General features: G+C 56.1%; 29 protein-coding genes. 19 read left to right on the plus strand and 10 right to left on the minus strand.

What is annotated here, in order from left to right:
• Positions 1–58: 58 nt before the first annotated feature.
• The 3 genes from FC75_RS00900 to FC75_RS00910 form a co-directional block, all read right to left on the minus strand.
• Positions 59–805, minus strand: a complete 747-nt coding sequence (locus FC75_RS00900; RefSeq protein ID WP_235808683.1) for a hypothetical protein — start codon at positions 803–805, stop codon at positions 59–61.
• Between the two features lie 143 nt (positions 806–948).
• Entirely contained in the window at positions 949–1,494 is a 546-nt protein-coding gene (locus FC75_RS00905) for a hypothetical protein (RefSeq protein WP_054664849.1), read from the minus strand.
• 108 nt (positions 1,495–1,602) lie between these two features.
• Positions 1,603–2,127, minus strand: coding sequence for a GNAT family N-acetyltransferase (locus tag FC75_RS00910; protein WP_056988824.1), 525 nt, complete (start codon positions 2,125–2,127; stop codon positions 1,603–1,605).
• A gap of 75 nt (positions 2,128–2,202) precedes the next feature.
• On the opposite strand from FC75_RS00910, the gene rpmG reads away from it, so the two are divergent.
• A complete protein-coding gene (gene rpmG, locus FC75_RS00915) occupies positions 2,203–2,355 on the plus strand; it encodes a 50S ribosomal protein L33 (protein ID WP_054664841.1) in 153 nt (50 codons plus the stop codon).
• A 55-nt stretch (positions 2,356–2,410) separates the two neighbouring features.
• Here the strand turns inward: rpmG and FC75_RS00920 are convergent, their stop codons facing one another.
• Positions 2,411–3,268, minus strand: a complete 858-nt coding sequence (locus tag FC75_RS00920) for an RluA family pseudouridine synthase (protein WP_054664837.1) — start codon at positions 3,266–3,268, stop codon at positions 2,411–2,413.
• A 133-nt stretch (positions 3,269–3,401) separates the two neighbouring features.
• Here FC75_RS00920 and FC75_RS00925 point away from each other — a divergent pair, with 133 nt between their 5' ends.
• Positions 3,402–4,178, plus strand: coding sequence for an alpha/beta hydrolase (locus FC75_RS00925; RefSeq protein WP_056988826.1), 777 nt, complete (start codon positions 3,402–3,404; stop codon positions 4,176–4,178).
• 82 nt (positions 4,179–4,260) lie between these two features.
• Here the strand turns inward: FC75_RS00925 and FC75_RS00930 are convergent, their stop codons facing one another.
• Positions 4,261–4,842 carry a hypothetical protein gene (locus tag FC75_RS00930; protein ID WP_056988828.1) on the minus strand — a complete coding sequence of 194 codons (582 nt, stop codon included), beginning with the start codon at positions 4,840–4,842 and terminating at the stop codon, positions 4,261–4,263.
• A 209-nt stretch (positions 4,843–5,051) separates the two neighbouring features.
• On the opposite strand from FC75_RS00930, the gene FC75_RS00935 reads away from it, so the two are divergent.
• Genes FC75_RS00935 through FC75_RS00945 form a run of 3 tightly spaced genes read left to right on the plus strand, consistent with a single transcriptional unit; the run spans position 5,052 to position 6,809 of the window.
• Entirely contained in the window at positions 5,052–5,459 is a 408-nt protein-coding gene (locus FC75_RS00935) for a hypothetical protein (protein WP_056988830.1), read from the plus strand.
• A 52-nt stretch (positions 5,460–5,511) separates the two neighbouring features.
• Positions 5,512–5,808 (plus strand): hypothetical protein, encoded by a 297-nt coding sequence (locus tag FC75_RS00940; protein ID WP_054664831.1) that lies wholly within the window; start codon positions 5,512–5,514, stop codon positions 5,806–5,808.
• A 53-nt stretch (positions 5,809–5,861) separates the two neighbouring features.
• The gene (locus FC75_RS00945; RefSeq protein ID WP_056988832.1) at positions 5,862–6,809 is read left to right on the plus strand and encodes an aldo/keto reductase; all 948 of its coding nucleotides are present in this window, start codon (positions 5,862–5,864) and stop codon (positions 6,807–6,809) included.
• 78 nt (positions 6,810–6,887) lie between these two features.
• Here the strand turns inward: FC75_RS00945 and FC75_RS00950 are convergent, their stop codons facing one another.
• The gene (locus FC75_RS00950) at positions 6,888–7,106 is read right to left on the minus strand and encodes a hypothetical protein (RefSeq protein ID WP_054664828.1); all 219 of its coding nucleotides are present in this window, start codon (positions 7,104–7,106) and stop codon (positions 6,888–6,890) included.
• A gap of 121 nt (positions 7,107–7,227) precedes the next feature.
• On the opposite strand from FC75_RS00950, the gene FC75_RS00955 reads away from it, so the two are divergent.
• The 3 genes from FC75_RS00955 (at position 7,228) to FC75_RS12950 (ending at position 9,523) form a co-directional block, all read left to right on the plus strand.
• Positions 7,228–7,617, plus strand: a complete 390-nt coding sequence (locus tag FC75_RS00955) for an MORN repeat-containing protein (RefSeq protein WP_054664825.1) — start codon at positions 7,228–7,230, stop codon at positions 7,615–7,617.
• Positions 7,586–8,302 (plus strand): acyltransferase family protein, encoded by a 717-nt coding sequence (locus tag FC75_RS12945; protein ID WP_056988834.1) that lies wholly within the window; start codon positions 7,586–7,588, stop codon positions 8,300–8,302. The genes FC75_RS00955 and FC75_RS12945 overlap by 32 nt, the downstream gene beginning before the upstream one ends.
• Positions 8,303–8,368: 66 nt before the next feature.
• Positions 8,369–9,523, plus strand: a complete 1,155-nt coding sequence (locus FC75_RS12950) for an acyltransferase family protein (protein ID WP_056988836.1) — start codon at positions 8,369–8,371, stop codon at positions 9,521–9,523.
• A 49-nt stretch (positions 9,524–9,572) separates the two neighbouring features.
• Here FC75_RS12950 and FC75_RS00970 read toward each other — a convergent pair whose 3' ends face one another.
• Positions 9,573–10,376, minus strand: coding sequence for a Cof-type HAD-IIB family hydrolase (locus tag FC75_RS00970; RefSeq protein ID WP_056988838.1), 804 nt, complete (start codon positions 10,374–10,376; stop codon positions 9,573–9,575).
• 221 nt (positions 10,377–10,597) lie between these two features.
• Between FC75_RS00970 and FC75_RS00975 the strand changes: the two genes are divergently transcribed.
• The 9 genes from FC75_RS00975 to phnE (FC75_RS01015) all read left to right on the plus strand — a co-directional run bounded on the left by FC75_RS00975 (position 10,598) and on the right by phnE (FC75_RS01015) (position 18,352).
• Entirely contained in the window at positions 10,598–11,347 is a 750-nt protein-coding gene (locus tag FC75_RS00975) for a lysophospholipid acyltransferase family protein (RefSeq protein WP_054664808.1), read from the plus strand.
• Positions 11,344–12,177 carry a glycosyltransferase gene (locus FC75_RS00980; RefSeq protein WP_082397794.1) on the plus strand — a complete coding sequence of 278 codons (834 nt, stop codon included), beginning with the start codon at positions 11,344–11,346 and terminating at the stop codon, positions 12,175–12,177. The genes FC75_RS00975 and FC75_RS00980 overlap by 4 nt, the downstream gene beginning before the upstream one ends.
• A gap of 4 nt (positions 12,178–12,181) precedes the next feature.
• Positions 12,182–13,126: a glycosyltransferase family 8 protein gene (locus FC75_RS00985; RefSeq protein WP_056988839.1), complete on the plus strand. Its 945-nt coding sequence runs from the start codon at positions 12,182–12,184 to the stop codon at positions 13,124–13,126.
• The gene (locus FC75_RS00990) at positions 13,123–13,983 is read left to right on the plus strand and encodes a 1-acyl-sn-glycerol-3-phosphate acyltransferase (protein ID WP_056988840.1); all 861 of its coding nucleotides are present in this window, start codon (positions 13,123–13,125) and stop codon (positions 13,981–13,983) included. Before FC75_RS00985 ends, FC75_RS00990 begins: the two co-directional genes overlap by 4 nt.
• Positions 13,984–13,985: 2 nt before the next feature.
• Positions 13,986–14,615, plus strand: coding sequence for a TetR/AcrR family transcriptional regulator (locus tag FC75_RS00995; protein ID WP_054664797.1), 630 nt, complete (start codon positions 13,986–13,988; stop codon positions 14,613–14,615).
• A 361-nt stretch (positions 14,616–14,976) separates the two neighbouring features.
• Positions 14,977–15,924, plus strand: coding sequence for a phosphate/phosphite/phosphonate ABC transporter substrate-binding protein (locus FC75_RS01000; RefSeq protein ID WP_056988842.1), 948 nt, complete (start codon positions 14,977–14,979; stop codon positions 15,922–15,924).
• Positions 15,925–15,994: 70 nt separating this feature from the next.
• A complete protein-coding gene (phnC, locus tag FC75_RS01005; RefSeq protein ID WP_056988844.1) occupies positions 15,995–16,765 on the plus strand; it encodes a phosphonate ABC transporter ATP-binding protein in 771 nt (256 codons plus the stop codon).
• A 1-nt stretch (position 16,766) separates the two neighbouring features.
• Positions 16,767–17,552, plus strand: a complete 786-nt coding sequence (gene phnE, locus FC75_RS01010) for a phosphonate ABC transporter, permease protein PhnE (protein WP_054664794.1) — start codon at positions 16,767–16,769, stop codon at positions 17,550–17,552.
• Positions 17,549–18,352, plus strand: coding sequence for a phosphonate ABC transporter, permease protein PhnE (phnE, locus tag FC75_RS01015; RefSeq protein WP_056988846.1), 804 nt, complete (start codon positions 17,549–17,551; stop codon positions 18,350–18,352). The genes phnE (FC75_RS01010) and phnE (FC75_RS01015) overlap by 4 nt, the downstream gene beginning before the upstream one ends.
• Positions 18,353–18,402: 50 nt before the next feature.
• Here the strand turns inward: phnE (FC75_RS01015) and recA are convergent, their stop codons facing one another.
• Entirely contained in the window at positions 18,403–19,494 is a 1,092-nt protein-coding gene (recA, locus tag FC75_RS01020) for a recombinase RecA (RefSeq protein ID WP_054665094.1), read from the minus strand.
• A gap of 194 nt (positions 19,495–19,688) precedes the next feature.
• Here recA and FC75_RS01025 point away from each other — a divergent pair, with 194 nt between their 5' ends.
• A complete protein-coding gene (locus FC75_RS01025) occupies positions 19,689–20,579 on the plus strand; it encodes a magnesium transporter CorA family protein (protein ID WP_056988848.1) in 891 nt (296 codons plus the stop codon).
• Between the two features lie 53 nt (positions 20,580–20,632).
• Here the strand turns inward: FC75_RS01025 and FC75_RS01030 are convergent, their stop codons facing one another.
• Positions 20,633–21,565 (minus strand): diacylglycerol/lipid kinase family protein, encoded by a 933-nt coding sequence (locus tag FC75_RS01030; RefSeq protein WP_156314426.1) that lies wholly within the window; start codon positions 21,563–21,565, stop codon positions 20,633–20,635.
• A 186-nt stretch (positions 21,566–21,751) separates the two neighbouring features.
• Between FC75_RS01030 and FC75_RS01035 the strand changes: the two genes are divergently transcribed.
• Positions 21,752–22,063: a DUF2316 family protein gene (locus tag FC75_RS01035; protein WP_054665081.1), complete on the plus strand. Its 312-nt coding sequence runs from the start codon at positions 21,752–21,754 to the stop codon at positions 22,061–22,063.
• A gap of 96 nt (positions 22,064–22,159) precedes the next feature.
• On the opposite strand, the gene FC75_RS01040 is transcribed toward FC75_RS01035, so the two are convergent.
• Positions 22,160–23,137, minus strand: coding sequence for an aldo/keto reductase (locus FC75_RS01040; protein ID WP_082623072.1), 978 nt, complete (start codon positions 23,135–23,137; stop codon positions 22,160–22,162).
• Between the last annotated feature and the right edge of the window lie 32 nt (positions 23,138–23,169).

A 23,169-nucleotide genomic window follows, 5' to 3' on the forward strand; every position in this document is an offset into this window, starting at 1 on the left:
GGTAAGAATCGAGGTGAAGCCTCAATTCTCACCGGAACTAATCTTAGATTGTTTGACTTCAGGCGTCACACATCTCATCGGCAGCTGCGGCGGCCTGCTTCTTGGCCCTGGCGGCGGCTTTTTTGTAAAGCGCGCAAAGCTGCGGCGTGGCCCCACCAATTTCGTACATGACGATGGTCATCAACTCGAAGCGCGTAAACACCCGCGGCCTTCTTGGCTGCTGGTCCAGCCACGCAGAAAATTGCATCTCGAAGTCGGCCAACGTCCAGTTAAGCCGCCCGAGAAGCGTCTTCAGAATATTCTTTTCAAATTCGCTCATCTTCGCCCAGGTGGTTTGATAAGTCAACTCGGTGCCGTCCGGCTGCGGATCAAGATCCGCATCGATCAAGGCCATCAGCGTCTGAATCGCATCCGTATCATGATGCGTATCGTACTCCAGGCGCAGCTGATGACGCAGTAGCAGGGCCTGATAGGTGGCGTCGTCTGCGTACTTGGCTTTGGCCTCAGCAAGCATGTGCTCAATGAAGTGGTAATCAATTTTCGGGTGCAGCCACGGCAACGTCAGCACATGTGCAAAATCGATCACGTCCGGCAAATAATACTCGTGGATCCACAGCCACCCGTCGATATCGCTAAGTGCCGCCTGGCCCTTGGGCGTCAGCTCGTAGCGCACGGCATTCCCTGGCACCGGCTGGATCAGCCCCCGGCGAAGCAGGCGGGCGATCACCCGCGCAGGCGACAGTCGGTAGCGGTCATGCCACACCGGCTCGGTCCCCACGGTCGGCGAATCTGACATTGTCAACATGTACATAAAAACCTTTACGCTTGGTGTTAGCATACTGTCCCTCCCGAATCCCCCAGATACGCCCATTGTAGCCGGGACTGAAAACGCTGTCAAACCGAGGTAAAAAAAGGTCGCCGGCAAAAACCGACGATGCTTATAAACACTTATTTAAGGCTCTTTTCGATTTTAGCGATGCCTTGCGCAGCGTCTGAAACTTTCACGGTAAACCCGAACTTGCGGAAAATATGAGCCAGTTTGTCGAAGTTTTCCTTATCGAAGCTCGAGATGTTGCCGTCGATTTTCTCCACGTCAGCCTTGTTGGCCAGGTTGAGAAACGCCTTGAGCGCGAGCTGGGCGAGGCCCATGTCCTGAAAATCATAAAAAGCCAGGCGACTCTCCGACCCTAGCGTTTCCAGTACAGTGATGTGCATGGCCTTCTGCCAGGCGTTCAGGTCAAACAGCAGTTGGGCTTGAAAGTCGGCCTTGGAGTGCCCGTACTTGTCGACATTTTCAAACGGCGTGTACACGCTGATCGTGAAACTGCTCTTGCGGGCGTTTGCCTGGTAGTCGGTGTAGACGATGTACTGCGTGGCCTTTGCGCCTTCAACCTGAGGCTGGTTCATGCTCGACAGGATCGTCAGGGCCGGATCTTTCTCAATTGCGGCAAGCCGCTTGGCGTATATATCATCGTAATCAGCTTGGGTACTCATTATGAAACCTCCATTTTAATTTTTCAGTTTCATTATACCATTACCTTGCGCCAGCCACGACATTTCTTTTGCCGGCTGAAATGAAAGCCGTGCTTTACAAATTGTAAGCTAGTCCTGAGGAGAATTTTCATTGCTTAATTCAAAATACGCCTCCGCGCGATTTTCGCCGTGGGCCAGCACTGCCGGCAGCGGTGCCGTGAAGCGATACTCAAAGCCCAAGCGGGCCAGTACCGCAATTGAGCGACGGTTATCCGGGAACACCCCTGCCCACAATGCTGTGATTCCCTGGGCAAACAGGTCCTTCACCACCAACCTCAGCGCCTCGGTCATAAGGCCCTGACCCCAGTATTCCTGGCCTAGGGCGTACCCCAGTTCACGGGTCGAGGCGACTGGGTCATCAGGGTCTTGGGTGCGGGGGTAAATGCCGACCTCTCCAATCAGCTGACCGTTTAGCACCACGGCGAATTCTGTGTCTTTAGTGTTTTTTAGGTGCTGCTGGGCCGCCTGTAAATCGGCCAGTCGACCCATCCCCGCCGGTCCCGCGACCGCCGGGTCTTGGGTCAGTGCTAAGTACGCTGCGGCATCGTCAGCCCGCATCGGCCGGATCGTCACGCGCGTTCCCTTCAGCTCCATCTGCTCTTCTCCCTTGACTTTTTGGCTGATTCCGGTATGCTATTAAGGTTCATATATAGAAAGAGGTGCTTGAGCATGCGTGATCACATTCTTCTTGCTTGCGCCGAAACTGGCGAACGGATCTATTTGACTTCCAAGAACAAGCGCAACACACCGGATCGTTTGACTTTGAAGAAGTATTCTCCAAAGCTGCGCCGCCGTGTTGAGTTTACTGAAGTTAAAAAGTAATTCGGCTCGTCGCTTAGGCCTAGCGACTACCACCGTCTCCTCGGAGGCGGTTTTTTTATGCCGGAAAAGCGGGCCAATCTGCCGGCAGCGGCAAGTGATAGCTGTGCGTCAGCCCGGTGAACGGATCCGTGAACGTCAGTCCGCTCGCCTGCAGCAACTGATGAGGATACTCAGAAGTAGCCTGGCCGTACAACGGGTCACCGACTAGCGGGTGTCCGATCGCCGCAAAGTGGGCACGGATCTGGTGCGTCCGGCCAGTTTGCAGCACAATGTTCACAAGGCTCAACCCGTTGTGGGTGGCGGCGACCGCGTAATCCGTGATCGCCGTTTGCCCGCCCTCGCGCACTTCACGGTGGATCCCATCTGCCGCCTTCGCCAGCGGCAGCGTGATCGTCCCCACCGCCGGGTCCAGGATGCCGCTCACCACAGCCTGATACTGCTTGGTCAGGCCATTATCCTCGGCCTGATCCAACTTACCTTGGGCAAAAATGTGCTTGGCGATCAGCACCAGGCCGCAAGTGTCGCGGTCCAGGCGCGTCATGACCGCGGGCTGCGGACCGTCGATCCCAGCCGCTGCCAGGTACCCGGCAGCGCGATTGAGCAGACTGGCCGTGGGGGCGCTGGGACCAGGCACACTGGCCAACCCCACTGGCTTATTCACGATGAGCCAATTGTCAAGCTCCTGGACAACGGTCAGCGGGTCGTGACTGATCGCGACCGTATCGGCAGCCGGGAGCTCAAAGCGGATCTTGTCCCCGTGGATCACCGGCTGGTTGACTGTGGGTTCGCCATTCAAAAAGACGGCGTTTGCCGCAAATAGTTTTGTGAGCAGCCGGTGGCTCACGCCTTGGCGCATCAACACGCGCTTGACCGTGGTCGCGCGCTCTGCTGAGTACTGAAACGAAAAATTCATTGTCTTGATCCCTCCGCCTCGAATTATAACGGACTTTGGCGTGCTTGAACACGGCTGGCTTGCTGGGAGCGCTTGCCATAGTTGCGAGAAGTGGACTAAGCTGAAGGTAGACACTTTTCAAGGAGGACAAACGATGATTGATACAGATCTGGCTTATGGCAGCGACCCCGCCCAACAGGCCGATATTTACGTACCCGACCAGCCCAACGGCGCGGCCATTGTCTATATTCACGGCGGCGGGTGGTTCCGCGGTGATAAAACACGTGACCAGGAGATCGGCCAGCTTTTGGCCGACGCCGGTTACGTCGCCGCTTTGATCAATTACCGATTGGCCCCAGCACATCAGTTTCCTGCTGCCCAGGACGACCTGCACGCGTTTCTCGCCTGGTTTGCCGCCAGTGACTATGAGTTTGACCGCGCCAAAGTCGGCCTACTCGGCGCCAGTGTCGGCGGCACTATGGCCATCAGCGAAAGCATTCAAGGCGGCCAACCGGTCGTCACCTGGTCCGCTGTCGTGGACTTTGCCAACTGGGTCCAGCAGCACCAAACCGTCAAGGCTTCGGTCGACGCCAAGCAAGAGCTCGGCATCACTGAACCACACGCCATTCACGAAAGCTTCTATAAATATTTCGTGCAGACCTACCTCGGCGACTTGACGCCGGCCCGGCTGACTGCCGTGAACCCGCTGAACCATTTGACGGAAAAGCTTGGGCCCACCCTGATGTACAATTCCACCGATGAGTTGGTCCCACTGCCAGGAGTCTTCCGCTTTCTCGAACAAGCCGCCGCGTTTAAACGCGATATTGCCGTCCATGTCGTGCCTGGCTCCGGTCACGCGCGTGATTACACGCAGTTTGCGCTTCCCGGCACCCTGTCGTTCTTCGGCTACCATTTGGGCGTTGATCACTAATACGCTTTCCCTACCCGCTCAAAAATCCCAGTGCCTTGCCGCAGCAAATTTTTCGCGCGGAAGCACTGGGATTTATTTTTGCTTAACGAACCAAAACGAGCGGTGCACTGGCACCAGTCACCCAACTGAGCTGCCCGTTTTGAAGCACCAGCTGCAAGGGATCCGCCTCAACGCCTGTCGGGGTGAACAAGTAACCCGCACCGCTGGCGGTTACCTGGTAACTGGTCGTCACGCTTGGCTGGCCCGGTTGCGCAACGGTCAGCGCGCTTTTTGATAGCGTCAAAGTCACAGCCTGGTTGTGCCAAGTCCCGTAGTAGGCGGCAAGGCCAGCTGTCGGCTGGGCGGCCGGCTTGACTGCTGTTGTCTGTGAGGCAGTTGCTTGCGTCTTAACGCTCGCCGCTGAGGCGGGTTGTTTTGACGCAGGTTGAGTGGTCTTTGCGGCTGGCTTGACCGAAGCCACCGGCGCCTTGGATGACTGGGCAACCTTGGCACTGACGGCAGCAGCTTTTGCGCCTTTAACACTGGCCTTAGCCTTGGAGGTCTTGACGACAGGCGCACTCACCTTGGGTTCAGTGCTTGCCTCATCAATGTGACTCGTGGCCGCTCCGGCACCGCCGCCGATCAAGCCCAACGTTAACGCACTGATCAAAAACCACTTCTTCATCACAATCACTCCCCGCTCTTCTTTATGGCTATAGTATACCCACATCTGCAACACTTTTGTAACATAATCGTCATAAAAATGCTTAAGCTTTGATTAAGCGCCGTTCCTATCGCCTTTTTATGTTACAACGTGCGGCTGACTGCATGATTGATTTTGCAAACATTTGTTCGTATAATGGCGGTAAGTCTATCTTGAAAGGAGTCGTGCACATGACTTACGCCGACCAAATTGGTCAAGCGGCCTTCACGCATCTCGTGGCAGACTTTTTTGCGCATCATTACCACGACCGCGGCATGAAAAAATGGCAAGGCTACTACCTGTCCGACCATACCGCCGCCTTGAAAAAACAGGCAAAAGCCGAGGCGGCCTTACAAGATCAAGTCGCCTTGCCGCAGCAAAGCGAGGCGGCAGTGCGCCACATTCTGGCTACGGCGTTTGCCAGCGGCCAAAGTGTCATCGTGCAGTTGAAGCATCTCACCCCGGAAGGCCGGCTGGCCGCACCCTTGGGCGGAAAAGTCCAGGGGTACACCGACTGGGACGAGGTCGGCATCGGCAATGCCCAGGTCAGTATCGCCGATATTCGGCATGCCGACCTGGTCCCCTTTCCACAGCGCTAAGACGTGCTACAATCAGCTTAACTTCGCTGTGGCGATAAAAAGGAGGATCAAGATGCCGTTAATTGCAATTCTGCTGGACGCGATCGCGTTTGGCAGTTATCGGCTCCAAGCCCAAAGTGCCGCCCTGTATCACCTTGGCCTGGTGGGCCAAAGCGTGATCGTACTGGCCTTGTTGATCATGACCATTACCTACAAAGGAAAGAAATTGGGCTGGTTCAACTTTGCCACTTGGACCCACAACTTCACCATTCGGTACGCGGTCATCGTGCTTTCGCTCATTGTGAACGCACTGGTGCTATTTTTGTACATCCTCAACCTGACCGGCACGAACACGCTGATTTTCCGCTAATTGACGCAGGCGGCCTGAAGTCAATCGTGGTACATTAATCAGGAGGTGAGCATATGACAACAACTGTAAAAATCGGCCATAGCGACGTGGTATCCGGCCCGCTTGGCCTTGGAACCAACAAAGTCGGCGGCCATAACCTGTTCAAGGCGCTCGACGACCAAACCGGCATCCAAACCGTCAAAGCTGCGCTGGATCATGGCATCACCATGCTCGACACAGCGTTCATGTACGGCCTGGGCAACTCGGAAAACCTGATCGGTCAGGCCATCGCGGACTACGATCGGCACCAAATCGTGATTGCGACCAAGGCGGCGCAAGATCCGGATCGGGAACTGAAGCCGAACAACCAACCGGCATTTTTAACGCGGCAGGTCGACAATGCGCTTGAACGCCTCGGCACAGATTACATCGACATCTTTTACATCCACTTCCCGGATCAAGACACCCCTAAGTACGAGGCAGTGGGCGCGCTTGAGCGACTGAAAGAGGCGGGCAAGATTCGAGCAATCGGGGTGTCTAACTTCAGCTTGGAGCAACTCAAGGAGGCCAATCAGGATGGTTATGTGGACATCGTCGAGGACGCCTACAACCTGATCGACCGGCAGGCGGCAGATACCCTGATGCCCTACCTGCAGCAACACGGGATCAGCTTTGTGCCGTACTTCCCGCTGGCGTCAGGCCTACTCACCGGCAAGTATCGGGCAGACCAAGTGTTCAGTGCCGATAGCTGGCAGGCCGGCAAACCGAATTTCCAGGGCGCCCGGTTTGCGGCGATCACAGCGGCATTGACCGATACCGTCAAGCCAATTGCGGACCATCACCAGGCAACTGCGGCCCAGGTCATCCTCGCCTGGTACATCCAGGATCCGGCGATCGCGGTCGTCATCCCCGGAGCCCGGACGCCTGAACAGGCCACGCAAAATGCCGGGGCACTGGACGTCACACTCAGCGTCGACGAGGTCAAGCAAATCTCCGAGGCGTTTAAGCGTCTGCCAGCATAAAGGCCGGCTCAGCCTTTGCCGCCAGTCAAAAAAGCCCGGTGCAACGACAGATTGGTCGCTGCACCGGGCTTTTTGTGTCTAGCCGGCAATAAAAATCGAAACCGTCAGCCGCAGCACCGCGCTGGCCACCGACACAGTGATGCCCCACCAGGCTAAGTGCGGACGCGCGCGAAAGACGCCCCAGAAGCTAACCACCAGCCCAAGAATGTAAAACAGCCAGCCAACAATCGGCACCCCCAGCAGCAATAACCCGGCAAGGGCCAAGATGAGCCCGGCCGCCCCGACTCGCTCTTCCATGTGATCGACCTCCCTTTGACCCACACATTATGCAAATCATTGAAAAATCCCCGTGATGTCCTTGCTTCAATTGTGTTTTCAAGTATGATTAATTAGTAACTTTTTAGAAAGAAGGCCCACTTTGCTTACTCATCGCCTCAGAACCGGCCTAGAGCTTCTGACGGTGGCACTGATTCTTGCCGCCGCCAGCTTTGCGCTACGCCCCGCGCCCCGGATCACGACCCACTACACGCTGCAAGACGGCCAAATCGTTTACGACGGGCAGATGCTGAAGGGCAAGTTCAGTGGGCACGGGACGCTGACTGAACCAAATGGCGACCGCTACGTTGGTGAATTTCGCGCGGGCCGCTTCAACGGTTCAGGCAAGTTCTCCTCTCACGCCGGGTGGCGCTATACAGGCCAGTTCAAAAATGGGGCACTGACTGGCCAGGGGACGTTGACGACCAAGCAGGGCAAACAATTGCGGGGGTACTTCAAGAATGGCCAATACCATGCAGCATCAACACATTAAGTGGTTTGGCTTGATCCGGATATTAGGCCTCCTGATGATCCTCGGCTATCACTTCTTCAAGGTGGGCTACCCTGGTGGTTTTATCGGGGTCGACCTATTTTTTGTTTTTTCAGGCTTCCTGATCACCAGCCTGATGATTGATGAGTTCTCCAGCACGCAGCGCTTTGATCTCATCGCTTTTTTGCGCCGGCGCTTTTACCGCATCGTGCCAGCCGTCATTATGATGATCTTAATCGTGGTGCCTTTCACCCTGCTGGTGTCCCCAGACCTAATCACTGGCTTGGGCAAGCAGATTGCTGCGGCCCTGGGGTTTGTGACGAATTGGTACGAAATTGCCACCGGTGGCAGCTACGCGAACAATTTTATCCCCCACCTATTCGTGCATACCTGGTTTTTGGGCGTTGAGATGCAGTTCTACTTGTTCTGGGGCGTGCTGGTGTGGGGAATCAGCCGGCTGCTGAAAAATCCTGAAGTCCCGATGCGTGAGCGCCGCGTACGGTTCCGCGGCATCCTGTTCACCCTTGCCCTTCTTTTCACAGCAGCCAGTCTTTACCTGATGTGGCAACAGAGCCAAGGCTTAAAGGACTTCACCCCGGTGTATTTTTCAAGCCTGACGCACGCCTTCCCGCTGTTTGCCGGTGCACTGCTCGCCACAGTGACCGGTGTTGCCGTCGTCCCCATGTAGTTTCGCCGGCTGGTTAGTCGCACTAACGCCTGGGAGACTGGCGTTGTCCTCCTTCTCGCGACTGGTGTGACCGTATGGCTCGGCACGACTATCAAGTTTGATGCCGCCAGCACCTATCCAATTGGACTTTTGATCGCCACCCTGCTCGTCATGATCATGATTGTTGCTGCGCGTCTGCTGCACGAGCACACCCCAACGGTTGAAGAGCCCAAAATCACCACCATTTTGGCCGCACTGTCATACGGCATTTACCTCTATCACTGGCCGCTTTTCGTCATTTTCAGCCGACTGTTAAACTCGGGTCAGGCGATTGCCGCCACCCTTGCACTGAGTTTGAGCTTCGCCGCCTTATCCGTGTACGTGATAGAGCCACTGATCGCTGGCAAAACACACCTGAGACACAACAGCCTGGCGGTGGCCGGGGTCTTTGTCATCGCGGCCGCCCTGACCGTGGTCACCGGCCGCCAGGTCCAAGCGGCCCCAGCGCTTTCTCAACTGGATACCACGCTGTGGACGGAAGGCATTCAGCAGGACATTGCCCAGTACCGCCGCGCCAAACCGGAAATTGTGGCCGCACACACGCCGCGCCAAACTGCCGCTGAGACTAGACTCGCACAATCACGCGCCGCAGCCGCCCAAGCGGCCAAAGGTGACCCACACGGCTATCAGGCCCAAAATCATCAGAGTACGGCGGCTGCACACCACATCCCCGCCGGCGTCTCGATCATCGGCGATTCCGTCACTCTCGGCACCGCCAGCTATTTGTCGGCCCACGTGGCCAACGCTTTGGTGGATGCAGAAGGCGATCGCACCATGAATCAGGCTGTCAGCCTGGTGGCACAACAGCAGCAAGCCGGCACCTTACGCGAGTTTGTGGTCATCGCCTGCGGAACCAATTCATTGGCCGACTACGCCAAAGTCCTGCAGCAGCTGCTTGACACACTTGAACCCGGCCACAAACTGGTGCTGGTCACCCCGTACAACGGCAAAGCGCAGTCAGACTGGAATTCCAGTAAGCTGACGGTGCTTGAGCGCGCGCTGCCCGCCAGCCACGACTGGGTCACGCTCGCCGACTGGGCAACCACTGCTGCCGCCCATCCACACGTCTTTAAAGGTACCGACGGCGTCCACTTCGGCGGCCACCAAGACGGCAACGTGCTGTTTGCGCAAACCATCAACGATGCGCTGATCGCCGCTGCCAAGAAGCCCGCCAAAAAATAAGTCATCAACGTAAACGGGGACCGCGACTTGATTGTCGCGATCCCTGTTTTTATGCTTTCAAGAAGTGAAGCATGCCGTAGCCGACGCCATCCTCCACATTACTTTTGGTGATATGTTTGGCCACCTGCTTAATGGCTGGTGCCGCATTGGCCATTACGATCGGCGTCCCGACCATGGTGAGCATCGGCAGGTCGTTTTGTCCGTCCCCAAACGCGGCCACGTCCTTGGTATCTAGATGCTCAGTTTCCAGTACGTGCTTAATACCTCGAGACTTTTCTGCCTCCGCACTGGTGATCTCCAACCAGGCCGCGTTAGAGGAGCGCGCATTGATTCCCGGAAAATCATGAGTCGCAAAAAAGTCATGGATCTGAGCCATCACACTGGCATCAAAGTCGATCAGCATGATTTTCATGATCCGCCGCGGCCGTTCAAAAACCTCTTGGTAAGGCGCAAAGGTCGGCATCAAGCGCGACACGGCAATTTCGCCGCGCAGGTTATCGTCCATGCGCTCCGCGTACCAGTCCGCCCCGTCGTAATAGCTAACAGAGGTGCTGGGAAAGCGCTCGATGATGTCAGTGATAATTTGCTTGGCCGAAGTGGTCGGCATCGGCAGCGCCGACAAAATTTTGCGACCAGTGGCGAGCGGTTCGAAGATCATCCCACCGTTATACGCGATCTGTGGCCCACGCAAGTCCAGTGCGGTGATGGCCTCCTGCATTTCTTTAGGTGAACGCGCCGAAACCAGCGTTAACGGCAAGCCGCTTTGCTTGATTTTCTGCGCGTTACTGTCGCGCACGCGGCCGGTCTCATCCAGCAACGTCCCATCCATATCCGTGAATACCCATGCGGTCATCCAAACCCGCTCCTTTCTCGTCCTGCTTTAATCTTAGGCCAATGCCCGCCGACTTGCCAAACAAAGCTGAGAATCATGTCAGCAAGCTGGTAATGAAAGCAGCAGAGCGCCGGTGTCATGCCTATTACAGGCCCGATGGCAGGCGTTTTCACTTGACAAGAGGGCCGTTTTCAGTATACTTACCCTATTAAAGTGAGTACTCACTCAAAGGAGGCGGCAAGATGAGACAACGCGTGCAGGAATACACCGATTTTGGTGCGGACCTCGTGACAACAAGCCGCCAAACCACCCCGCTGCCACCTGATTACGAGTGGGCCAAAACCGGCCTGTGGGCAGCCTTCAAAAGTGCCGTCGTCTATCACACCATGAAACAGGTCGGTCGTCTGTATTGGCGAGGCGTTCTGCACGCTAGGCTTGTCGGGCGCGAAAAGCTTGCGCCCTATCGCGATCAAGCCTACTTCCTTTACGGCAACCACACGCAACCGTTTGGTGATCCGTTCATGCCCATACTGCTGGCAGACCCGCAGCGTGCCTACACGCTGGCGTCTGCAGCCAACCTCGGCGTGCCGTTCTTCGGGCCGATCCTTCAGCTGGGCGGGGGTGTGATCCTACCGGAAACGGCCGCGCAAACCAGACGTTTCCTCAGCTACCTGCGCGGCCTAGTGAAAACCGGTGCCCCAGTGGCCGTGTACCCAGAAGCCCATGTATGGCCTTACTACACCGGCATCAGACCATTTGTCACCGGCGCGTTTCATTACCCCGTGGCATTCAAGGCCCCGGTCTTCACTTTCACCACAACATACCAAAAACACGGCGTCACCGTATACGTCGATGGCCCTTTTACGCCTGATCGGACTCAGCCCGCTCAAGTGCAGCGAAAACAACTGGCAGAAGTGGTGCACTCGCAAATGGCCAGTCGCACCCAAGCCAGTACCTACCAGCATGTGATTTACCGGAGGCGAGCCAAATGAACATCCTATACTGCGGTGATGACCATGTTCGCGATGGCGTGCTGCTGTCTGTACTGTCTTTGACCAAACAGGTCGAAGCGCCACTGCACATCTATGTCTTCACGGCGGCCATCAGCGTGGCAGGCACCAATTATCGTCCCTTCCCGGATGCGGCAATCAACGAGCTGCGGCAGGTGGTAAAAACCCACCATGCTGGCGGCTCTGTGACCAAGTGCGATTTGACCACTCTGCTAACCGAGATGCCACCCACCGCCAATTGGCAGACCCGCTTCACCCCGTACTGCATGCTGCGGCTGTACGCCGATTTGATCCCTAGCCTGCCAGACCGGCTCCTGTACCTAGACGCAGACGTGCTGGCAGTGGCTGACCCGCGTAAGTTTTATGACCAACCCCTGACCGACACAGAGTTAGTCGGCGTGCTGGATCACTACGGTCAGTGGTACTTTCACCATGGCCGGCGCCTGCGCGACTATATTAACTCTGGGGTGTTGCTGCTCAACCTCAAGCGAATCAAGCAAACTGGGCTGTTCGCCCGCTGCCGCGAACGCATCGCACGCAGACGGATGTTTATGCCAGACCAGAGCGCGCTAAACAAGCTCGCACAAGAAAAGCGGCTCGCCCCTCGCAAATACAATGATCAGCACGGTCCGCACCCCGATACCGTGTTCTTGCATTTCTCCACGCGGCTGAAGTTCTGGCCCTGGTTCCATCCAGTCACGGTTAAGCCCTGGCAAGTTGACTCAGTCCAAACCATGCTTGTCAACTCGAACACTCAAACAAAAGCCGTTTACGACGATTATGCAACCGTGCGAAACGCCAGAAAAGGATGATCGAATGACTTACTCAATTTTTTACGCGGTCGACGACAATTATGTCGATCCGCTGACCGTGTCGCTGCATTCACTGACCCGCAATACGGCGGCGACCAACCAGTACCACGTGATCGTGATGACTGAACACTTGACGCCAGCTCACAAGGCGCAGATTCAAGCCGAGCAAACCGCCAATGTGACAGTCTCTTTTGAATCAATTGCCGACCGGCTCAAAGCCCAAATCACCGACAAAAACAACAAATTACGCGCCGATTACTTCACCTTTACGATTTACTTCCGCCTGTTCATTGCCGAACTTTTCCCGGCTCTGGACCGAGCCGTCTACCTAGACGCCGACACGGTGGTGCTGACTGACATTGCTGAGCTTTTTGCAGAAAACCTGCACGGGGACCTGCTCGGCGCCGTGCACGACCCGTTCATGGCCGTCAATCCGGAAACCACTGCCTACACCCGCGATGCCATCGGCGTCGACGTCCACCAGTACTGCAACTCCGGCGTGCTGCTGATGGATTTGGCCGGCATGCGGCGCGTCAAGTTTGCAGATCATTTTCTCAAGCTTCTCAACCAGTACCACTTCCACAGCCTGGCGCCTGATCAGGACTACATCAACGCCATTACGCGCGACCGCATGACTCACCTTGACGAGAGCTGGAACGTGCAGGGCGACCGGCCGCAGGTCACGACCCCCAAAATCATCCACTACAACTTATTCGACAAGCCATGGCATTATGCGCAAGTGCCAAACGACCATTATTTCTGGCACTATGCCGATGAATTGCCACAGGTGGCCGCCAACCTGCGCGCCACGCGGACGGCTTTTGGTGAAAAGCAGGTGCAAGGCGACATCAAGCACAAGCAGGACCTCATGACTCTGGCCGCCACCACAGGTGCTGAACCCATCACGTTTGCCAGTGTTGAAGCCCAGGGAGGGCAAGTACAGATATGATCGAAAAAAAGTCTGCAGATCCGCACACTCCTGTGATCAAAAACATCGAGCGGGCCGTTCAGGACGGGCGGTTCAACGACAAAGTCGAGGTCAACGATCCAACCCTGCCGCCCGCCGCGGAAAAAGCGGTGATCGACCATTACCTGGCCAGCCAGACCACCTGGCGCCACCGCTTCAACAACGTCATCGTCCGCACCGGCATGAATCTGTCCGCGCGGTGGATCGGTCACGGCATTCAGGTCACCGGTCGCGAAAACCTGGCGGCGGTTCCTGGCGCGGCGATTGTCACGTCCAACCACTTCAGTCCAGTGGAAAACCTCATTGTCCGCAAAGCCTTGGGCATGCCGCGTCTGTACATTGTGAGTCAGACCACCAATTTGGAGATGCCAGGCACACTCGGGTACGTCTTTAACAATGCCGACATCCTGCCGATCTCTGCCGATGTAAACTATTTGGCCCACGAGTTTCCCGACCTGCTGGACACGGTGTTCAAGCGCCAGCACAAGGTCCTGATCTACCCTGAACAGGAAATGTGGTACAACTACCGCAAGCCGCGGCCGCCTAAGCGCGGTGCCTATTACTATGCCGCACGGTTCAACGTGCCGGTCATCTCCTGTTTCGTGGCGATTCACACGTTGGCCAAACAGGTCAGTCCCGCATTCAACAAGGTTGGGTACAGTATGCAGATTATGCCTTCGATTTTCCCCGACCCGCAAAAGTCGGTCCGCGAGAACTCGATTGCGATGATGCAGCAAGACTACCGGCAGAAGTGTCAGGCGTACGAGCGCGCCTATCAGCGTAAGCTCACCTACCAGTTCAGCCGGGATGACATCGCCGGCTGGCGGGGAAAGGACTAGTCATGGCGGATCTCACTATCTCCGATTACGCGCAGGTCTTCGGCAATCTGACGCCAAAGCAGCGTAAAATTCTTGAAAGCGCCATTGAAGTATTTGCTGAAAAGGGCTACGCCAACGCCAGTACACATGAAATTGCCAAGCGCGCCGGGGTGGCGGAAGGCAATATTTTTGCGCGTTTTGGCTCCAAACGCGGCCTGCTGAATGCCATCATCCAGCCCGTCGCCCACCGGATCTTTCCGGTCGCAGTCTCTGACCTGGTCGACCGCGAGTTGGCCAGCCCGTTTCAGACGCGCCATGACTTTTGCGAGAGCCTGATTCGCAGGCGGCTTCAAATGCTGCGCGATAACGCCGCCTTGGTGAAGGTCTTCATCACGGAACTCCTCAATCAAGCAACGGTGCGACAGCAGCTGGTGGCTCAGCTGCCCGAGGCGTATTGGGAGGCACTGGACGAAGCGCTGGACCGGCTCCGGGCCAACGGCGAATTGGTCGCCTGGAGCAATCACACCGTGCTGAAGTACCTCTGGTCGCTGGTTGGCGGCGTGGCGGCCTCGTTCCTATACTTTAATCAGCCGCTCACGGATGAAACCATTAACAACACCATCACTGCAGCCGAAAAGGTCCTTGCCCCATAACATGAACGCCCAGGCAGATCGCCTGGGCGTTTTTTGACCTGGCGGCCCTCACAGCGTTAACACCGTTAAAGCCCAAAATGGGCTTTAGAAACCGGTTGCTTACAAATTGATTGTTCGGATACTATCAGTAAGCCAATATCAGAATACTTTCTGAAAATCTCATGAAAATTTTCGCGAAATTCCGAACTTTTTGATGATAAAGCGGACAATTAGGATTGAAATTGAGAACCTTCTCGCCTATACTACAAAATGGCTGGCAGGGATCGAATCGTTAACGGGTTATATTCAAGCTTGCGAATTGCCGCTAATGTTCGGCTTTTGCCAGTGGACAACCGACACTCACACTATGGGGGAGATATTGATGAAGCTCTGGAAAAAATTGGCAACAGTCACGCTGGCTGCCGCCGCAACCTTGGCACTAGCCGCCTGCGGCAATAGCAAGTCCAGCACCAGCAGTTCCAGCAAGGACGGCTACACGCCTAAATCCTTGAACATCCAGTTCGTACCATCAAGTAACGCCAACACGATCGAGGCTAAGGCCAAGCCGCTGGAGGGACTGCTCAAGAAGCAGTTGGGAATCCCAGTCAAGGTCACAGTTTCAACCGACTACAACTCAATCGTTGAGGCCATGAAGTCCAAGCAAGTGGACGTTGGGTTCCTGCCACCTGACGGCTACGTTCAGGCCCACAAGCAAGGCGCCGCGGATGTGCTGTTGATGGCACAGCGCTACGGTATCAAGCAACCAGGCGGCAAGAACACCGACAAACTCGTCGACTCCTACCGCTCCGAGATTTTGGTCAAAAAAGGCAGCAGCATCAAGTCTTACAAGGACCTGAAGGGTAAGAAGATCGCGGTGCAAGACGTCACCAGTTCCGCCGGGTACATCTGGCCGGTCGCTGAGCTCTCCCAGAAGGGCGTGGACATTCCTAAGGACAACACCCTGGTCACCGTTAAGGGGCACGACCAAGGCGTCATGTCCGTTCTGAACGGCGACACCGATGCTGCGTTCGTGTTTGAGGATGCCCGCAACGTGGTCAAGAAGGATGTGCCGAACATCATGAACGAGGTCGTGCCGATCTACTTCACCAAGCCGATTCCAAACGATACGATCTCCGTTCGCACCGACATGAGCAAAGCCTTCCGCACCAAGCTCAGCAAGGCCTTCCGGACCATTGCCAAGAGCAAGAAGGGGCACGAGATCATCTCCAGCATTTACACCCATGAAGGGTACGTGAAGGCGAAGGATTCGCAATTCGACATTGTTCGGAAATACGATAAGATCGCTAATGGGGAAACGAACAACAAGTAATGGTTGCACGCAAAAGCGCTAGCCTTCTAGCGCTTTTGCTATGCGTAGCGGGAAACGTGGAGGAAAGTCAATGTCAGAATCAGCAAAACCGGTCATCGAATTTGACCATGTCTCAAAAATCTATCCGAACGGCGTTGTCGGCTTGAAGGACATCAACTTGACCATTCAGCCCGGCGAGTTTGTCGTTGTCGTGGGCCTGTCCGGTGCGGGCAAAAGCACCCTGATGCGGGCCATCAACCGCCTGCACGACGTCACCGAGGGCGACGTGCGGATCAACGGCACCTCGATCACCAAGGCAAAAGGCAAACAATTGCTGCACATTCGCCGCCAGATTGGCATGATTTTTCAAAACTTCAACTTGGTCAACCGGGCGACTGTCCTGAAAAACGTGCTGACCGGGCGCGTGGGTTACTACCCCACTTGGAAGATGATCTTCGGGCTGTTTTCTGCGGAAGACAAACAGCGCGCGTATGATGCGCTGGGGACCGTTGAACTGCAGGACAAGGTTTACACCCGGGCCGATCAGCTCTCCGGTGGCCAGCAGCAGCGCGTCTCGATTGCCCGCGCGCTGACTCAGCAGCCGCAGATCATCCTCGCCGACGAGCCGATCGCCAGCCTTGATCCGCAAACCACCAAGCGCGTCATGGATGACCTGCAGCGCATCAACCGCGAAATGGGCATCACCGTTGTCGCCAACCTTCACTCTGTCGAACTCGCCCAGGCCTACGCCACCCGCATCATTGGCATCCGCGCCGGCGAAAAGGTCTTCGACGGGCCGGTAGCGGAAGCAACGGACGAGGCCATCGCCGAGATTTACAGCGGCGAAGAAAAGGAGGCGTAGCATGACTGCTCCTTCCACATTGCCGAAGCGCAAGCTGCACTGGCAAAAATGGGCGCTGACCGTCTTCATGATTGTTGGCCTGATCTGGTCCGCCTGGATCACGCAGGCGCACATGGGCATGTTCTTTGAAAACATCAGTCAATTCCTGGTCATTTTTCAGGAAATGGCGCATGTTGACTGGAGCTACGCCTATTACACGGTCGATCCCATGATCCAGACGTTGAAAATGTCCATCATCGGCACCCTGATTGGTTCGGCGTTGGCCTTTCCCTACGCCCTGCTGGTTTCGCGAAATATTGTGACCAACAAGTTCGTGGTCGGCCTGTTCCGCTTCATTCTGAACATTGTCCGGACCATTCCGGACCTGATGCTGGCGGCCTTGTTCGTCGCGGTTGTCGGTATCGGACCAATCGCCGGGATCTTTGCCCTCGCCATCTTCACCTTTGGGATGGTTGGCAAACTCTTTTACGAAGCCATTGAAACCATCGACCCTGGCCCGCTTGAGGCGCTGCGCGCGGCAGGGGCCGGCAAGATCGAGATCATTCGCTTTGCGGTGGTCCCGCAAATTGCGAACTACTTTATCAGCTACGTCCTTTACGCGTTTGAAATCAATGTGCGCGCGTCAACCGTGCTGGGCTACATGGGCGCCGGCGGGATCGGCATCTATCTCCAGCAGGCCCTGTCCATGTTCCGCTACGACCGCGTCGGGCTGATTGTGCTCGTCATCTTCGCGGTCGTGCTGGTCATCGATTACGTCTCTGGTAAAGCAAGGGAGGCACTGCTATGACCAACTCATCCGTACTGCCAAAAGCCCCGCTCACGCACCGCTACCGCCACATTTTCTTCACGGTACTGACGCTGGCCATCATCATCTGGTCGTTCACCGGCATGCCAAGCTTTGCCATCAAGCAAAACGCCTGGATGGTGACCAAGTCGATTGCGCATGGTCTGGCCCACCCGGATTTCAGCTACGTCTGGACAGGCGACGGCGAGGACCTGACCACCACCCTGCTGCAAACGCTGGGTATCGCCTTCCTCGGGACCTTCATTTCCGCGATCATCTCCCTGCCCTTTGCCTTCTGGGCCGCCAACACTAAAAATAAGTTCTGGCTGACCACCCGGTCCGGCAAATTCGTCCTGACCGCGATCCGGACCTTTCCTGAAATCGTCCTCGCCTTGATGTTTATCAAGGCGGTGGGCCCTGGCTCCTTCGCCGGGGTCCTGGCCGTGGGGTTCCACTCGGTCGGCATGCTGGCCAAGCTATTCTCTGAAGCCATTGAAAATATGGACGGCGGGGCCGGGGAGGCCGTCACCGCCGCCGGCGGCACGCGGCTGGAGGTCACCCTGATTGCCAGCCTGCCGCAGCTCATGCCGGAGTTCGTTTCCAACACGCTGTATCGCTTCGAGCTGGCCATCCGGTCCGCCTCGATCCTGGGGATGGTGGGCGCCGGCGGGGTCGGCACCCCACTGATTTTTGCCATCCAGACGCGTTCCTGGAGCCGTGTCGGCATCATCCTTTACGGGATCATCATCCTGGTCACGCTGACGGACTTCATCTCCGGTTCCCTGCGTAAGCGCCTGATCTGAGCGCAGACAAAAAGCGTTGCGAAAAAATTTCGCAACGCTTTTTTCATGGCTTACTTGTCGTCCGACGTATCGATGTCTAAGGTCGTGGGATCATCCTTGGCTTTGGCAGCAGGCTTGTCCTTATCGTCCTTCTCATCTTTATCGTCATCACCGTTGCCAAACAGCGTCTCCTGCAACTGCTTGCGGAGCGTCTCGGTCACATCGGGATGCGCGATCAGGTAGTTCGTCGCGTTATCGGCACCCTGCCCAATGCGCTCACCATTGTACGAGTACCAAGAACCCGCCTTTTCCACAATGTCGTGATCCACACCCAAGTTCAGCATGTCGGCCTCGGGCGAGATCCCGTGGCCGTAGCTCATGGTGGTTTCAACGGTCTTGAACGGCGGTGCCACCTTGTTCTTGGTGACCTTGATTTTGACGATGTTGCCGACCACATCAGTCCCGTTCTTGACCTGCTGTGCGCGCCGGACCTCCAGCCGAATGGTCGCGTAGAACTTCAGCGCGCGGCCGCCTGGCGTGGTCTCAGGGTTGCCGAACATGACACCGATTTTCTCACGCAGCTGATTGATGAAGATCACAATAGTTTGCGTCTTGAAAATCGTCGAGGTCAGCTTACGCAGCGCCTGCGACATCATTCGGGCCTGCAGACCCACATGGGAGTCCCCAATCTCGCCCTCAATTTCGGCTTGCGGCACTAGGGCCGCGACTGAGTCGATAACGACAATGTTGACCGCACCGGATTGCACCAGCGCATCGGCAATTTCCAGGCCTTGCTCACCGGTATCCGGCTGAGACAACAGCAAGTCGTCGATATTGACGCCCAGCGCCTCGGCATACTTCGGATCCATCGCGTTTTCAGCATCGATGTATGCGGCAGTCCCGCCGTTCTTTTGCACACTGGCAACGGCCTGCAGCGCGATCGTGGTTTTCCCTGAACTTTCAGGCCCGTAGATTTCAATCACGCGACCCTTGGGAAAGCCGCCGACCCCGAGCGCTAGGTCCAAGGACAGGATCCCCGTGGAGATGACCGACACGTTGGTCAAGGACTTGTCACCCATCTTCATGACCGCGCCGTCGCCAAACTGTTTTTTGATCTTCTTCAGCGCCGCATCCAGCGCCTGTTCGCGGGCGCCACTGTCCATTGACGGTTGCCCATTCGCAGATTTCTTAACCATAGTATACGTCCTCTCTTTTTCGTAGCTTAAGTATACACCAAAACATACGTTCGGTGCCAACCCTGACCGTTAATTTATTTCGCGAAACCCGCGCTTTTCCCCACGGTGACGGCAAGCCGCCGTTGCTGTATGATAAGAGCATTAGCGATTGGAGGCACACCATGGCAGAAGCGCGCTGGACCTGGCACCACATCAACTTAGACGACACCGCGGCAGTGCAAGCAGCCACCCAGCAGTACGCGCTTTCCACGGAGCAGACGGGTTACGCGATCGACCGCCACGAGCGCGCCCATGTCGAGTACGACAGTCTGGCAGAAACCTTCCTGCTGGTATTTAACATCCCCGACGCCGATGGTGATGCCGCTCAGGCGGAAACCCACCAGATGACCTTCGTGATCAAGGATCGCGACCTCTTAACGTTTGGCCACGCCGACGCCGCTAGCCTGATTGAGGAATTCACCAAGCGGTTTGACGCCCCGCACACTTTGACGGCTTACCAGTTCTTGTTGGAAAGCCTCTACCTGATCACCCAGCGGTTTATGCCCCTGATGGAAAAAGCCGACACCGAGCGCCATCAAATCGCGCAGACCCTGCGGGAAAAAACCACTCGCAAGCGCCTACTGGAACTGTCTGATCTGGAGACCAACGCACTATACCTGGGTAACGCCGCCCGTCAAAACCAGAGCGTGCTTGAACAGCTCAAGGGCCTATCTGTTTACCACGGTTTCTCCGCGCGGGAAAAAGAGCGTCTTGAAGACGTGCTGATCGAAGCGCGGCAGTTGGTCGACATGACCAGCCTGGGCAGTCAAAATTTGGCCCAGTTGGAAGGCACGTACAACAACATCCTCAACAACAATCTAAACGACACCATGAAATTCCTCACCATCTGGTCGATCGTCCTCACCGCACCGACCATCGTTTCAGGCTTTTTCGGGCAAAATGTGCCCTTGCCGTTCGAGCACACACCAGGGGGCTGGCTGATCACGATTGCCTTGTCGCTTTTGTTAGCCCTGATTTTTGCCGTGTGGATGAACCACTACGTCAACCGGTGACCAACATGAAGAGAGCTCGCTTCCCAATTTTGGAAAACGAGCTCTTTTTGCCACTACTTGGCCGGCAGCAACATCATCTGATCAGTTTGGCTCAATACGCCGTGCACCGGTGCGTTGTATTCCTCGCCATCCAGCTGAATGTGCTCGTGCGCCATGGTTTCAAACCGGAACCGCTGACCCTTGAGGTGCGCCAGCTTGGGGTGCACCGACTGGCCACTGAGAATTTTGCCCAAAACCTGAATCAGAATCCGCCACTTCTCCTTACGCACTAGAACAAAACTAAGCTGGTGCCAGTCCTGCGCCGCGTCCGGAAATAACCGGAGACCGCCCCCAAGGAACGGGTGGTTGGTGAACACGCACAAAAACGCGTTGGGAATCACGACGCTTTTCTGTTCGCCAACAGTGGCTTTAAACGCGTGCTGGGTTGAGACCGCCTTTAAAATGTTTGCCGTGTAAGAAAGCTGGCCCAAGTGAACGCTGTTGAGCAGCGCCTTTGCCCGCGAATGGTTGGTGTCATAAACGATGCGCGCGTCGACCCCGATACCAAAGTTATTGAGGAAGTACAGTGTGCCGAACTCTTCAGTCTCGGCCTTGCCAATGCGCGCCTCGTGCGGCACGGCCGTCTTCAGTGCGGCCACGGCGGCCAGTGGATCCAGCGGAATGCCATGAGCCCGCGCAAAATCGTTACCAGTACCGTTGGGAATGTAACCCACGGGAATGTCTGGGCGCCCAAGGTCCTGCAGCCCATTGATGACATCGTGCAGCGTGCCGTCGCCGCCAATCACCACGATTTGTGGCTGCGCGGCGGTGGGCCCAACTGCTGCGACGATGCGCTCGATTGCCTTGCGCGCATCGCCTGCCTGGTGCGTGTACGTCGTGGTCGCAAACTCGAACTGCGCCTGAAGCGCGGTGATGAGACTGGGAATGAGCTTCTTCGTGCGCGCGTTACCTGCATACTCGTTAATGATCAGTTCGATTGCGTTCACCGCTGTGCCTCCAGAAAATGATGCCGTTGACGGCATGAATTAATTCCATTGTACCAAAACTGTGGGGACTCAGGCACAATTGAGATTGTCTTTGTTGAAACAACTAGACATAAATGTCGCATATCATGGTGCCATTGGCTTCAGTGCCTGACTATAATGTAATTACAACAAAAAGGAGACGATCAAATGTCACTCAATCCCGAACAAATGGCGGCCACTCGCCACGAACTACAAGCCAATTTTGAACTGACCGGCCTCACGAAACAGCAAGTCGCAGCCGACCTGAAGATCTCGCTCACCAAGCTGGATCACCTCTTTGCGCTGACCCAACAGTCCCTCAATGATCCTTGGATCCTGCGCAACTATCTGCTGGACCAGGTCAAAACCCAGGGCAAGACCCCGGTGCCGTTCACCGCGTTAAGTGGGGATTGGCACCGGCACTGGTTCCTTGACGCCAACGCCATCGACCAGCGCCGGATGTCCCCTGGTGACAACTGACCGCTCAGAAAGTGGAGACACACGATCTGGCCAGTCGGACTTTGTTTTCCAATCGCTTACATGCAAAAAAGCCGCTCTTGCCAGGGCGGCTTTGCTTTACCACAAATAATCGACTGGATTTTTGATGTACTCATCGTAAACGTCACGGACGATCTGCATCTGTGCCGGTGTGAACGCCGGCAGATCCGACGCCCGTGTGTTGCGCGCGATTTGGGTCGGATTGCTGGCGCCGGGGATCACGGCAGACACCGCATCGTACATGAGAATGTACCGCAGGGCCATCCCAGCCAAATCCTCCGTGCCCAGCCGGCGCTTCAACTCGGCCGCCGCCTTGACTCCGGTCAGGTAGTCGACCCCGGAGAACGTCTCCCCCTTATCAAACAGCTCACCGTGACGGTTGTTCGCCCGTTGATCCGTCGGCGCAAATTTGGTTGTGGCCGTGTATTTGCCTGATAGCAGACCCGAAGCGAGGGGGACCCGTGCTAAGATACCGACATTTTGCGCCTTTGCCGTGGCGAGAAAGTGGGCGGCTGGGCGCAGCCGGAACATATTGAATATGATCTCGACGGCGCTAACATCGTACTGCAACGCCTTGAGCCCTTCCTCAACGCGTTCGACAGACACGCCGTAGTTCCGGATCTTACCAGCCTTTTTTAGCTGGTCCAGATGCCAGAACATCTCGGGCCGATAGTAGGTTTCCATCGGCGGACAGTGCAGCAGAACCATGTCCAGCGCGTCAAGCTTCATGTTTTTCAGCGACTCGTCGACGTACCGATCAAGGTGGGCGTTGTCGAAGTGGTCGACGGTCAGCGGCGACTCCTTGCGGCCAATTTTGGTCGTGAAGTGAACGTCTGGATGCGCGCGGACAAAAGTGCCCACCGTTCGCTCAGAATTGCCGTCTTGATAGCCGTCTGCGGTATCGAGGAAGTTTACCCCTTGGGCGTAGGCCTCGGCCAGCGTGTCATCGGCGTCCTTTTGGCTGAAGGGTGTCCCCCATTTACCGCCCAACTGCCAGGTGCCCAACGAGACTTCGCTGACCTTAAACCCGCTTTTACCTAATACCCGATAGTTCATTATCGATTCCTCCGTTTCTAGTCCTCAGTATA

Source organism: Lacticaseibacillus camelliae DSM 22697 = JCM 13995, assembly GCF_001436615.1.
GTDB lineage: Bacteria > Bacillota > Bacilli > Lactobacillales > Lactobacillaceae > Lacticaseibacillus > Lacticaseibacillus camelliae.

Bases quoted from the DNA above. Each gene is read 5' to 3' on its own strand.
- phnE (WP_054664794.1), top strand. From the start codon at position 16,767: ATGACTGCTCCTTCCACATTGCCGAAGCGCAAGCTGCACTGGCAAAAA.
- recA (WP_054665094.1), bottom strand. From the start codon at position 19,494: ATGGACAGTGGCGCCCGCGAACAGGCGCTGGATGCGGCGCTGAAGAAG.
- phnE (WP_056988846.1), top strand. From the start codon at position 17,549: ATGACCAACTCATCCGTACTGCCAAAAGCCCCGCTCACGCACCGCTAC.
- FC75_RS01035 (WP_054665081.1), top strand. From the start codon at position 21,752: ATGTCACTCAATCCCGAACAAATGGCGGCCACTCGCCACGAACTACAA.
- FC75_RS00945 (WP_056988832.1), top strand. From the start codon at position 5,862: ATGACAACAACTGTAAAAATCGGCCATAGCGACGTGGTATCCGGCCCG.
- FC75_RS00925 (WP_056988826.1), top strand. From the start codon at position 3,402: ATGATTGATACAGATCTGGCTTATGGCAGCGACCCCGCCCAACAGGCC.
- FC75_RS01025 (WP_056988848.1), top strand. From the start codon at position 19,689: ATGGCAGAAGCGCGCTGGACCTGGCACCACATCAACTTAGACGACACC.
- FC75_RS00910 (WP_056988824.1), bottom strand. From the start codon at position 2,127: ATGGAGCTGAAGGGAACGCGCGTGACGATCCGGCCGATGCGGGCTGAC.
- rpmG (WP_054664841.1), top strand. From the start codon at position 2,203: ATGCGTGATCACATTCTTCTTGCTTGCGCCGAAACTGGCGAACGGATC.
- FC75_RS00940 (WP_054664831.1), top strand. From the start codon at position 5,512: ATGCCGTTAATTGCAATTCTGCTGGACGCGATCGCGTTTGGCAGTTAT.
- FC75_RS00995 (WP_054664797.1), top strand. From the start codon at position 13,986: ATGGCGGATCTCACTATCTCCGATTACGCGCAGGTCTTCGGCAATCTG.
- FC75_RS00935 (WP_056988830.1), top strand. From the start codon at position 5,052: ATGACTTACGCCGACCAAATTGGTCAAGCGGCCTTCACGCATCTCGTG.
- FC75_RS01000 (WP_056988842.1), top strand. From the start codon at position 14,977: ATGAAGCTCTGGAAAAAATTGGCAACAGTCACGCTGGCTGCCGCCGCA.
- phnC (WP_056988844.1), top strand. From the start codon at position 15,995: ATGTCAGAATCAGCAAAACCGGTCATCGAATTTGACCATGTCTCAAAA.
- FC75_RS00950 (WP_054664828.1), bottom strand. From the start codon at position 7,106: ATGGAAGAGCGAGTCGGGGCGGCCGGGCTCATCTTGGCCCTTGCCGGG.
- FC75_RS00905 (WP_054664849.1), bottom strand. From the start codon at position 1,494: ATGAGTACCCAAGCTGATTACGATGATATATACGCCAAGCGGCTTGCC.
- FC75_RS00970 (WP_056988838.1), bottom strand. From the start codon at position 10,376: ATGACCGCATGGGTATTCACGGATATGGATGGGACGTTGCTGGATGAG.
- FC75_RS01040 (WP_082623072.1), bottom strand. From the start codon at position 23,137: ATGAACTATCGGGTATTAGGTAAAAGCGGGTTTAAGGTCAGCGAAGTC.
- FC75_RS00985 (WP_056988839.1), top strand. From the start codon at position 12,182: ATGACTTACTCAATTTTTTACGCGGTCGACGACAATTATGTCGATCCG.
- FC75_RS00930 (WP_056988828.1), bottom strand. From the start codon at position 4,842: ATGAAGAAGTGGTTTTTGATCAGTGCGTTAACGTTGGGCTTGATCGGC.
- FC75_RS00900 (WP_235808683.1), bottom strand. From the start codon at position 805: ATGTTGACAATGTCAGATTCGCCGACCGTGGGGACCGAGCCGGTGTGG.
- FC75_RS00920 (WP_054664837.1), bottom strand. From the start codon at position 3,268: ATGAATTTTTCGTTTCAGTACTCAGCAGAGCGCGCGACCACGGTCAAG.
- FC75_RS00975 (WP_054664808.1), top strand. From the start codon at position 10,598: ATGAGACAACGCGTGCAGGAATACACCGATTTTGGTGCGGACCTCGTG.
- FC75_RS00990 (WP_056988840.1), top strand. From the start codon at position 13,123: ATGATCGAAAAAAAGTCTGCAGATCCGCACACTCCTGTGATCAAAAAC.
- FC75_RS12945 (WP_056988834.1), top strand. From the start codon at position 7,586: ATGGCCAATACCATGCAGCATCAACACATTAAGTGGTTTGGCTTGATC.
- FC75_RS00980 (WP_082397794.1), top strand. From the start codon at position 11,344: ATGAACATCCTATACTGCGGTGATGACCATGTTCGCGATGGCGTGCTG.